Raw genomic sequence first — 10030 nt, 5'->3', positions numbered from 1 at the left:
ATTTTCACACCGGCCTGCAGATTCCAGTCGCTGATGCCTTCCTGCGTCAGGCGCTGCTGGCCCTGAAGCTGGGTGTTAAGCTCCAGATTGTCCAGCACCTGCCAGCCGGCGTAACCGCTGTACTGCAGGCTGTTGCCGCCGCGTCCGGTGGCGAAGTGCGCCGCCTGCTGGCCGTCACCAATCGCCACCCGATCGCGCTGGCTGATGCGCTGCACGTAGCGCGTTTCCGCGCCCAGCTTCAGCTTCTCGTTGAGGCGGAAGTCGTATTTTACGCCGCCGGAGAGCTGCCACTGCAGCGGATTATCGTAGCTCACCTGTGCGCCGTTGTGGTTGCGATCGCTATCGATCCAGCTGGCCTGCAGTTTTACAGCGCTTGTCGATACTGTCCCAGGCAAATATCGGACTACCGCTATCACCTGAACGGGTACCAATGCTCAACGGAGAAAATGCCGGATTATCTGGCGCGAAGGTTCGCCACTTTATGTAGTAATGATAGAAAGTTGTAATGGCGCCGGGTTTAAAGGTTCCACCGGTGTTATAGACGTAGGCGCCATCGATAGGTATCAATTTACCGCTTTCTGGATCGTCGATTTGCTGATAACCCGCACCCAGGCGGGCAAATACGGTATAGCGACTGCGATTCGCTAATAATTCTTCACCGCCGATGTAAGGCGAAGGCGCGCTTTCGACGACCACCTTATTAACCCGCGGTAAATGAAAGTCTCGCGTAGTATCATTATTGTAGTTAATGCCACGGTAAGTCGGCGAAAATTTGGCTTTTTTGCCTAAATTCAGCGACAGAACATATCGAACATGTTTGGCGCCTGTGACAAAAGATGGCGCGATAAATGAGCTGAAACCCTCGTCGCTGACCATACTGAAGTCCGGCATCGGCACGTCCAGTACATAGCCGTCAAAGCTGCCATCTTTGCGATAGAGGGGAATATCGGTGGCACCGATAGCATATTTGCCCCGGTTTTCGGCAAAATCGCGGTATTCCTGCACGTCAATGTCATGGCGCATAATCCCGGCATAGGGTGAACCGCTAAGGCACAAGGTACCAATCAGCAGCGCCAGCTGGCTTTTTTTCATGATGTTCATTCCCTGAATGACGAGGAAAATTGAGCGGGCTACTTTATAAGCACATCGGTGTATCCCCCGTTAAGCCTCGTCTCAATCTGCCGGAGAAAAGCCTGAAAATGGCGTGCGGCATGGCGCGGCGAATCTGTTAAGATCGCGGCGGTTTCTTTTTCAGCTGGTCAATAAATCCATGTTAAAAATCAAATTCCTGCTGCCGCTGCTGCTGGTTATCAGTGCGCTGGTCTGGTGGCTGATGCCGCATTACAGTGATGAGGACAAGGCTTATTACATCGCGACCTTTTGTACGCTGACCCATGACGGGCGCGATAACAGCGCGCAGGCGATGCAGCAGATTATTGAAGGCGGTAATTCGGATTACGCGCTGCAGAAGATTCATTTCCAGTCCGGGCTGGCGGAGCATCTGCAAACGGTATGGCAGGATTTGTCGCCGCAACAGCAGCAGCAGGCGCGGCAGGACGCGTTTGTTTGTCGCCAGTTGATGTCAGATAAGCTGCTGCCGGGCCAGCCGGTGCGCTGAGGAATAAAAGGGTTTCACCGGCCGGACAGGCACGGTGCGGCGGAACATCAGCGCGATAAATCGCGCCGCTACAATATGTGCGGTCAACAGGCACCGAAATGATATTTCGCACGTACCGTAGCGGCGCAATTTATTGCGCAATGCCTGAATGGACACGGTGCACCTCAACATCAGCGCGATAAATCGCGCCGCTACAATCTGTGCGGTCAACAGGCACCGAAATGACATTTCGCACGTACCGTAACGGCGCAATTTATTGCGCGATGCCTGAATGGACACGGTGCAATTCAACATCAGCGCGATAAATCGCGCCGCTACAATCTGTGCGGCCGACAGGCACCGAGATGATATTTCGCACGTACCGTAGCGGCGCAATTTATTGCGCAATGCCCGGATGGGCACGGTGCGGCGGAACATCAGCGCGATAAATCGCGCCGCTACAATCTGTGCGGTCGACAGGCACCGAAATGACATTTTGCACGTACCGTAGCGGCGCAATTTATTGCGCAATGCCTGAGTGGACACGGTGCACCTGAACATCAGCGTAATAAATCGCGCCGCTTCTACTCACGCGGTTAAAATATTTTCCCGAAATATCAGACGTGATTAACGTACCGCGCAGCTAATACGCGCTGGAAACTTCCCATTATTTTCGCTTACCGGATTAACAACCTGTTTTTCCTGCTCGCTGCGATTAAACCCGACTTTGCGACACAGCGCGCAGGGATCGTCACTGCTGCGCAACAGGGCTTCGGCAGCATCGCTCAGCTGACGTTTGCGGCAGAATAGCGGCGTGCAGCCCATCACCTGTTTAAACGAGCGGGTAAAGGATTGCTGACTTTCGAAATGGTATTTAACCGCCAGGCTGATAATCGGTGTGCGGCTGAATTTCAGCTCATTCACGCAACAAATCAGTTTCTTTTTGCGAATATAACGCGCCAGCGTTTCGTTATGGTAACGGGCAAACAGTTTCTGTAAATACCATTTGGAATAGCCAGATTTCAGTGCAATATCATCAATGCTCAAACGTTGATCCAGGTTGGCCATAATCCATTCGGTCACCGAATCAATCACCCCTTGGTTGTATTTTTGCTGCATCATTATGGTCCTCCAATAACTCGACACAGTGTAATTAAATTAAACTTTTTAAGCACTGGCGTAACGTAAAGTTTTATCAGGAAATGGCTTTTTTATTAATTGTCATCAAGACTGGTCTTGTTTATCGTGAAATTAATCGCCGACATGTTGTGATGATGTTGAATAGTTGCCGTAATTACGGCCGTTATTATTAACGCAAATGGGTTATCGCTTTGCGCGGCTTAACAGTCAAAGGTGTGACGGGCGGCGGCACGGCGCATCAATATCCACCGGCGGTTTTCGTGCCAGACTGAGGGTTTTCCCCTGTACAGAAGAGGTCACATGACGTTTCGTTTTCGATTAAAACCGTTACTGAGCGTAGCGCTGGCGTCAGCGATGCTGTGCGGCACGCTCAGCGCGCAGGCCGCTGAGGCCGTGTATGGCGAGCAGCTGGAGGGGTTTCACTATCCGCATCCGCTGCAGCATTTTACCTTCTCCTCCCAGCAGCGGTCGCTCAGCATGGGCTATATGGACGTGAAGCCAGCGCAGCAGGCCAATGGTCAGACAGTGGTGCTGATGCACGGTAAAAACTTCTGCGCTGCCACCTGGGAAGACACCATCAACGCGCTGAGCCAGCAGGGCTATCGCGTGATTGCGCCGGATCAGATTGGTTTCTGCACCTCCACCAAACCTGCCCGCTATCAGTACAGCTTCCAGCAGCTGGCGCAAAACACCCATCAGCTGTTAGCGCAGCTCGGCGTTGAGAAAGCGGTGATCGTTGGCCACTCCACCGGCGGTATGCTGGCGACGCGTTACGCACTGATGTATCCGCAGCAGACGCAGAAGCTGGTGCTGGTCAATCCGATTGGCCTTGAGGACTGGAAGGCGAAGGGTGCGCCGTGGCGCTCAGTGGATCAGTGGTATCAGCGCGAGCTGAAGCTCGATGCGGCGGGCATTAAGAAATATGAGCAGCACACCTATTACAGCGGCCAGTGGAAGCCGGAATATGACAAATGGGTGCAAATGCTGGCCGGGCTGAATAAAGGACCGGGGCATGAGAAAGTGGCGTGGAACTCGGCGCTGATCTACGACATGATTTTCACCCAGCCGGTCTATTACGAGTTTAAAGACCTGAAGGTGCCGACCACCCTGATGATCGGCACGGCCGATACCACGGCGATTGGCAGCGATATCGCTTCACCGGCGGTGAAAGCGCAGCTCGGCCATTACAATGTGCTGGGCAAACAGGTGGCACAGCTGATTCCCGGCGCGCGGCTGATTGAGTTCCCCGGCATGGGGCACGCGCCGCAGATGGAAGCGCCAGCGAAGTTTAATCAGACGCTGATTGACGACCTGGCGCATTAAGGAGCGGCTATCTGCGCGGCTGCCTTTTCTGGTACTTGGCGGCGTACATGCGTGCGTCGCTGCTTTCCAGCAGCTGCTCCAGCGATTGCGGCTGCTGCGGATCAAATTCCACAATGCCCGACGAAAACTGCAGCGTGTAACGCCGCTCCAGATCCTGCATCTGTTTATGCAGATAGTGGGCGAAGCGCGCCAGCGTCGCTTCCGCCTCGTCCTGCCGAATGCCGTTCAGCAGCACCACAAACTCATCGCCGCCGAGCCGGGCAAAGATGTCGGCATGGCGAAAACTCACCTTCATGGCATCGGCAAAGTCCATCAGCGCGCGGTCGCCCTCGCGGTGGCCATGCCGGTCGTTGATGGCCTTAAAACCGTCGAGATCGAGAAACGTCAGGCTGGCGGGCAGCTGTTTCAGCTGGCACTCATTCAGCGCCATCTGACCCAGCGTCATAAAGCCGCGCCGGTTGGTGATTTGCGTCAGCTCATCGGACGTCGCGGTCTGAAACGCTACCAGCTCGGCTTCGGCCATGGCCGCCAGATCGCGCAGCGCGTGCAGATCCTCCGCGTTGAACTGGCGCGCATGATTATCGATGATGCACAGCGTACCGACTTTGGCACCGGACGGCGTGCGCAGCGGATAGCCCGCGTAGAAACGCACCGGATTGTCTGCATCGGTAACCAGCGGATTATCGCTGAAGCGCGTGTCGGCCAGCGCGTCCTCAACCACCATCACCTCATCCTGCAGGATGGTGTGGCCGCAAAAAGAGATGTTACGCGCGGTGGTTGGCCGATCAAAACCGTCGCTGGATTTAAACCATTGATAGTCATTCTCCAGCAGGCTGACCATCGCGACCGGAACGTCAAACAGACGTCGGGCAAGGCGGGTTAAACGGTCAAAACGCTCTTCTGTGGGGGTATGCAGAATGTTGAGCGCACGTAACTGGGTCAGACGCTGTGATTCGTCCTCAGGCAGTGCAGGTGCTTTCATCGCGTAACTCTTGTTAATGATGGATGTGTTACAGCAAACCGGATGTCGTGCCCGCGCAGGGGCAGAGAGCACTAAACAACCGCGGTAATGCGCGATTGTTTAGCGTAACGAGAGGATCAGAGCACTTTTTGCTCGGCAAGATCAAGGGCGAAATAGCTGAAAATGAGATCGGCACCGGCACGTTTTATGGCACCTAAGCTCTCCAGCACTACGTTGCGTTCATCGATGGCGCCCGCCTGAGCGGCAAATTTGATCATCGCGTACTCACCGCTCACCTGGTAAGCCGCCAGCGGCAGCGTGGTGCGCTCGCGGATATCACGCAGGATATCAAGGTAAGCGCCTGCCGGTTTGACCATCAGCGAATCTGCACCTTCCGCTTCATCAATCAGCGACTCGCGAATCGCTTCACGGCGGTTCATCGGGTTCATCTGATAAGTTTTGCGGTCGCCTTTCAGCGCGGTGCCCGCTGCTTCACGGAACGGGCCGTAGAACGACGAGGCGAATTTGGTGGAGTAGGACATGATAGCGGTATCGGTAAAACCGGCCGCGTCCAGCGCCTGGCGAATCGCTTTCACCTGGCCATCCATTGCTGCTGACGGCGCGATGAAGTCGGCACCGGCCTGCGCAGCAACCACCGCCTGTTTGCCGAGGTTAATCAGCGTCTGGTCGTTGTCGACGCCGTGATCGCACAGCACGCCGCAGTGGCCGTGACTGGTGTATTCACAGAAGCAGGTATCGGACATGACAATCATTTCCGGCACCGTGTCTTTGCAGATGCGCGACATGCGCGCCACGAGGCCGTTTTCGTTCCACGCATCGCTGCCGATGGCATCGGTGTGGTGCGAGATACCGAAGGTCATGACTGAACGGATACCGGCTTTGGCAATGCGTTCGATTTCGTACGCCAGACGTTTTTCCGGAATGCGCATCACGCCCGGCATGGCGTTGATTGGCACGTAATCATCCACGCCTTCTTCAACGAAGATCGGCAGGGCCAGATCGTTCAGGCTGAGGTGGGATTCCTGGAACAGTTCGCGCATCGACGCGCTTTTGCGCAGTCTTCTTGGGCGCTGAATGAGATTGAAATCAGACATGCTCGGTTAACTTATGCTGGTGAAAAAAGTGGCGACAGTTTACCCCTTTTCGCCGGGTAGCATGAAGGATTGTGTGCGGTGCGGTGCGGTGCGGTGCGGGCGTCGTTGCCGGGCGTTGTTGCCGGTCGGCATCAATGCCGACCCTACAGCGCACCCGGCAACCGCAGCATCCCAACCCGCCGTTACCCGTAGGGTGCGCATTCATGCGCACCTGGAAGCCTCACCGCAGCACACATTCTCACGCACCCGGCCACCGCAGAAACAAAACTCCCGCCGGGTGGCGGGAGTGAAAGGACAGATTACTCGTTGATGTCCGGGTGCTGCTGCACCAGGTTTTTGCGCTTCGCCTCAAGGCGGGCGATCTCTTCATCAATATCTTCAATCTTCTGCTCGATATTGTCGTGATGCTCCTGCAGGATCTCACGCGCTTCTTCGAGGTCCGATGCCGCCGGTGTCGCGCCGCGCAGCGGTTTGTTGGCGGTCTCTTTCATGTACAGACCGGTCACCAGACCGACCACCGCCACCACCATCAGGTAGTAAGCCGGCATATACAGATTGTTGCTGGCTTCCACCGCCCAGGCGGTCACGGTTGGCGTCAGGCCGGCAATCAGAATCGAGATGTTGAAGGCGCTGGCCAGCGCACTATAACGAATGTGCGTCGGGAACATCGCCGGCAGTGATGAGGCCATCACGCCGGTGAAGGCGTTGAGGATCACCGCCAGCAGCAGCAGACCGGCAAAAATCAGCCCCAGTACGTTACTGTTGATCAGCATAAAGGCCGGAATCGCACAGAAGAACAGGGCGATACTGCCGACGATCACGAACGGACGGCGGCCGAAGCGGTCGCTCAGCATGCCCATCACCGGTTGCACAAACAGCATCCCCATCATGATGGCGATGATAATCAGCACGCCGTGATCTTCCGAGTAGTGCAGGTTATGCGACAGATAGCTCGGCATGTAGGTCAGCAGCATGTAATAGGTCACGTTGGTGGCAAGCACCAGACCGATACAGGCCAGCAGGCTTTTCCAGTGTTTGCTGGCAATCTCTTTAAACGACACTTTCGGGCCGTCGCGCAGACCTTCGCGGTCGCCTTGCTCCAGCTTCTCAACATGCTGCTGGAACGCTGGCGTCTCTTCCAGTGCGTGACGCAGATACAGGCCGATAATGCCCAGCGGCAGCGCGAGGAAGAACGGAATACGCCAGCCCCAGTCGAGGAATTTCTGCTCGCCAATCACCGTTGAGATCAGCACCACCACGCCCGCGCCCAGCACGAAGCCGGCAATCGAACCGAAGTCCAGCCAGCTTCCCATGAAGCCGCGCTTACGGTCTGGCGAATATTCGGCGACGAAGATTGACGCACCGGTATATTCCCCGCCTACCGAGAAGCCCTGCGCCATTTTCGCCAGCAGCAGCAGTATCGGTGCCCAGATGCCAATCGAGGCGTAAGAAGGAATCAGGCCGATACAGAAGGTACTGATCGACATGATGACAATGGTGATCGACAGGATTTTCTGGCGACCGTATTTATCGCCCAGCATGCCGAAGAACAGGCCGCCCAGCGGACGGATCAGGAACGGCACCGAGAAGGTTCCGAGCGCGGCAATCATCTGCACGCCAGGCGAGGCGTCCGGGAAGAACACTTTACCCAGCGCGTAGGCCACAAAGCCATAAACACCGAAATCGAACCATTCCATCGCGTTACCGAGTGACGCGGCGGTAATGGCCTTACGTAAACGAGCGTCATCGATAATCGTGACGTCATCCAGCCCAATAGGTTTTACACGCTTCCTACGTAATTTCATGAGGTTACCCTGTATTGGAATTCAAAAAGTCCTCAACGCTGCGGACTCGGTGGAGCATTCAGTCCGCGGCGTTGAGAAAATTAAAGCATAGCCGTGAAAGTGGTTTTTTCCCTGGCCTGCCAAAGCAATTATTACTCAGGTAATTATTGCATCCCGCGACAGAGTATACCGTTTAAATGTGATATTTGTCATGTTTCCGCCAATAACTGGCTATTTTTTGGCTAAAACTATGGCCGTTTTGGTCCGCAATCGCGGCAAAAAAATTGTCTGAATCGCGACGCAGGCCGCAGCGCAGATGCGCGGGCGAGCGAAAATATCTATACTTGCGCCAGTTTCTCTGCCGGAGATCGGGCGCCGCATGGCACGCTTTGTTTTATTTGCAAAAAGTCTCTGTTTTGACGTTGACCAGCAGGTCCTCTTTCCGGTGCAGTCGCCCGCGCACCGCGTGGCACTGACGCCGCTGCAAACCGCCATTCTGCGGCGCGTGATTGACGCGGATGGCAAACTGGTGCGCAACCAGACCCTGCATGCGCTGTTCCAGCGCGTCCCCAGCGACACACCGTTCGCCGAACGCCTGACGGCCACCATTGCCGCCATCAATCAGCAGGCGCAGCTGGCACACGCGCCGGGGCCGCTGGTGCATCAGGTGCCGCTGATTGGCTGCGTGCTGGCCGATCAGGTCGATGTGGCGCCGCTGAGCGATGAGCCGGTGGCGGCGCCAGCGGCAGCGGTGGTCAGTCCGCAACCTGCGCCCGCGCCGGCCAGCGTCAAGAAAAAGCGGCCTGTGCTGCGCTGGGTAATCGTTGCGCTGCTGCTGGTGAATGTCGCGCTGGCGCTGCTGGCACGCCAGATGTTTGCGCCGGTGCAGCACGATGCGCTGGATTTCCGGCCGCTGCTGCGCATCCAGAACAGTCAGGTGTTTATTCCCAGCCATCTGAAAGCCGATTCGTGGGTGGTGCAGGACGCGCTGCGGCGCTATCGGCAGTGGCAGCCGCGCCTGCCGGATGGCTCAGCGCCGCCGATGGTGTACATCAACCCGGTGCGCACCCGACTCTTTTCCAGCACCTTCCTGTGCGCCAAACCGATCGCGCAGAAGGACAACGAATGTATTTCATGGATGGTGTCAGCGCAGGAGATACCCGATGCGTAAAGCGATAATCACCACGGCAGTGGTGCTGGCCTTTGTGCTGCCGTGGGCGCTGGCGCTGCTGCTGCGGCCGGCAGAACCGGTACCGGAGTGGTGTGAAGTACCGTATCGTATTGATCATGAAGGCGCGCCGGCTGGCGCGATTGATGCCACCATTCGCACGCGCTTTAAGGCGGACGGCAGCGGCAGCTCAACGCTGACCGGCACTGTCACGGTACGCGATCGCCACTATCGCCTGCATCGCGTATCCGATACCACCTGGCGCCGCCAGGGCGATTTCATGCTCAGCACCACGCGCAACGTACGTATCCTGGCAGACGACACCGTACCGCCCGCGCTGGCGGCGCAGATCGTGTTTTCGCCAGCGCGCGAGGGCAATAACGATTATTACCAGATGTACCAGCTGCCAAATGGCGACCAGATGATTAATTATGCCGGGCTGCCGCGCCTGTACTGCCATAGCTAACCCTGATGCTGTCGACGCGCTGGGGGCTTAAAGCAGCGAGCGCAGCGGCGCGCCGTGCAGCCAGCCAGCAATATCTTCCACCGCCTCGCTGAAGTAGGTGCGGTAATTAGTGTCGGCGACGTAGCCCAGATGCGGCGTCGCCAGCACGTTCGGCAGCTGACGCAGGGGATGATCGGCAGGGAGCGGCTCCTGTTCAAAGACATCCAGCCCGGCGCCCGCCAGCTGACCAGACTGCAGCGCGCTGATCATCGCCTGCTGATCGACAATCCCGGCGCGCGAGGTGTTAATCAGTAGCGCGCCCGGCTTCATGTGCGCCAGCGCCGCGTCGTCCAGCAGATGACGGGTGCGCTCACTCAGCACCAGATGAATCGATACCACATCGCTCGCCCTGAGCAGCGCCGGCAGCGAAGCCATCTTCTCTGCGCCGCACGCCGCTGCGCGTGCTTCGCTCAGGTTCTGGCTCCAGGCGCACACGC

12 protein-coding genes are annotated in these 10030 nt (G+C 56.8%); 4 read left to right on the top strand and 8 right to left on the bottom strand.

What is annotated here, in order from left to right; all coding sequences use genetic code 11:
* Both FT726_RS24610 and FT726_RS24605 read right to left on the bottom strand, forming a co-directional pair.
* Positions 1–314: hypothetical protein (locus FT726_RS24610; protein WP_346303612.1), on the bottom strand; the 314-nt coding region annotated here is incomplete at its 3' end.
* A gap of 25 nt (positions 315–339) precedes the next feature.
* The gene (locus FT726_RS24605; protein ID WP_346303611.1) at positions 340–1092 is read right to left on the bottom strand and encodes a S6 family peptidase; all 753 of its coding nucleotides are present in this window, start codon (positions 1090–1092) and stop codon (positions 340–342) included.
* A 178-nt stretch (positions 1093–1270) separates the two neighbouring features.
* Between FT726_RS24605 and FT726_RS24600 the strand changes: the two genes are divergently transcribed.
* On the top strand, positions 1271–1618 hold the full coding sequence (locus FT726_RS24600) for a hypothetical protein (RefSeq protein ID WP_088516543.1): 348 nt from the start codon (positions 1271–1273) through the stop codon (positions 1616–1618).
* Here FT726_RS24600 and FT726_RS24595 read toward each other — a convergent pair.
* Together FT726_RS24595 and FT726_RS24590 are read right to left on the bottom strand one after the other, a co-directional pair.
* On the bottom strand, positions 1583–2143 hold the full coding sequence (locus FT726_RS24595) for a hypothetical protein (RefSeq protein ID WP_346303610.1): 561 nt from the start codon (positions 2141–2143) through the stop codon (positions 1583–1585). The two genes, FT726_RS24600 and FT726_RS24595, sit on opposite strands and share 36 nt — an antisense overlap.
* 81 nt (positions 2144–2224) lie before the next feature.
* Complete coding sequence (locus FT726_RS24590) at positions 2225–2719, bottom strand: helix-turn-helix domain-containing protein (protein WP_058759336.1); 495 nt, start codon at positions 2717–2719, stop codon at positions 2225–2227.
* 372 nt (positions 2720–3091) lie between these two features.
* Between FT726_RS24590 and FT726_RS24585 the strand changes: the two genes are divergently transcribed.
* Positions 3092–4060 (top strand): alpha/beta fold hydrolase, encoded by a 969-nt coding sequence (locus FT726_RS24585; RefSeq protein ID WP_407075090.1) that lies wholly within the window; start codon positions 3092–3094, stop codon positions 4058–4060.
* Positions 4061–4067: 7 nt separating this feature from the next.
* On the opposite strand, the gene FT726_RS24580 is transcribed toward FT726_RS24585, so the two are convergent.
* From FT726_RS24580 to proP, 3 genes are all read right to left on the bottom strand, one after another.
* The gene (locus FT726_RS24580) at positions 4068–5042 is read right to left on the bottom strand and encodes a diguanylate cyclase (RefSeq protein WP_264250285.1); all 975 of its coding nucleotides are present in this window, start codon (positions 5040–5042) and stop codon (positions 4068–4070) included.
* Between the two features lie 116 nt (positions 5043–5158).
* Positions 5159–6136 carry a porphobilinogen synthase gene (gene hemB, locus FT726_RS24575; protein ID WP_346303609.1) on the bottom strand — a complete coding sequence of 326 codons (978 nt, stop codon included), beginning with the start codon at positions 6134–6136 and terminating at the stop codon, positions 5159–5161.
* A 299-nt stretch (positions 6137–6435) separates the two neighbouring features.
* Positions 6436–7941 carry a glycine betaine/L-proline transporter ProP gene (gene proP, locus FT726_RS24570; protein ID WP_021508120.1) on the bottom strand — a complete coding sequence of 502 codons (1506 nt, stop codon included), beginning with the start codon at positions 7939–7941 and terminating at the stop codon, positions 6436–6438.
* 358 nt (positions 7942–8299) lie between these two features.
* On the opposite strand from proP, the gene FT726_RS24565 reads away from it, so the two are divergent.
* On the top strand, positions 8300–9091 hold the full coding sequence (locus FT726_RS24565; RefSeq protein ID WP_058774975.1) for a hypothetical protein: 792 nt from the start codon (positions 8300–8302) through the stop codon (positions 9089–9091).
* Positions 9084–9554 carry a hypothetical protein gene (locus tag FT726_RS24560; protein ID WP_021508122.1) on the top strand — a complete coding sequence of 157 codons (471 nt, stop codon included), beginning with the start codon at positions 9084–9086 and terminating at the stop codon, positions 9552–9554. The genes FT726_RS24565 and FT726_RS24560 overlap by 8 nt, the downstream gene beginning before the upstream one ends.
* 27 nt (positions 9555–9581) lie before the next feature.
* On the opposite strand, the gene FT726_RS24555 is transcribed toward FT726_RS24560, so the two are convergent.
* The coding region (locus FT726_RS24555) for an NAD(P)-dependent oxidoreductase (protein WP_346303608.1) at positions 9582–10030 on the bottom strand (449 nt) is incomplete at its 5' end.

It is taken from the genome of Pantoea sp. Morm (assembly GCF_016643525.1).
Classification (GTDB): domain Bacteria; phylum Pseudomonadota; class Gammaproteobacteria; order Enterobacterales; family Enterobacteriaceae; genus Pantoea; species Pantoea dispersa.
This window is presented reverse-complemented; position numbering and strand designations above follow the sequence as displayed.

Coding starts and splice junctions, on each gene's coding strand:
- FT726_RS24605 (WP_346303611.1), bottom strand. CDS start 1,092: ATGAAAAAAAGCCAGCTGGCGCTGCTGATTGGTACCTTGTGCCTTAGC.
- FT726_RS24600 (WP_088516543.1), top strand. CDS start 1,271: ATGTTAAAAATCAAATTCCTGCTGCCGCTGCTGCTGGTTATCAGTGCG.
- FT726_RS24590 (WP_058759336.1), bottom strand. CDS start 2,719: ATGATGCAGCAAAAATACAACCAAGGGGTGATTGATTCGGTGACCGAA.
- FT726_RS24585 (WP_407075090.1), top strand. CDS start 3,092: ATGCTGTGCGGCACGCTCAGCGCGCAGGCCGCTGAGGCCGTGTATGGC.
- FT726_RS24580 (WP_264250285.1), bottom strand. CDS start 5,042: ATGAAAGCACCTGCACTGCCTGAGGACGAATCACAGCGTCTGACCCAG.
- hemB (WP_346303609.1), bottom strand. CDS start 6,136: ATGTCTGATTTCAATCTCATTCAGCGCCCAAGAAGACTGCGCAAAAGC.
- proP (WP_021508120.1), bottom strand. CDS start 7,941: ATGAAATTACGTAGGAAGCGTGTAAAACCTATTGGGCTGGATGACGTC.
- FT726_RS24565 (WP_058774975.1), top strand. CDS start 8,300: ATGGCACGCTTTGTTTTATTTGCAAAAAGTCTCTGTTTTGACGTTGAC.
- FT726_RS24560 (WP_021508122.1), top strand. CDS start 9,084: ATGCGTAAAGCGATAATCACCACGGCAGTGGTGCTGGCCTTTGTGCTG.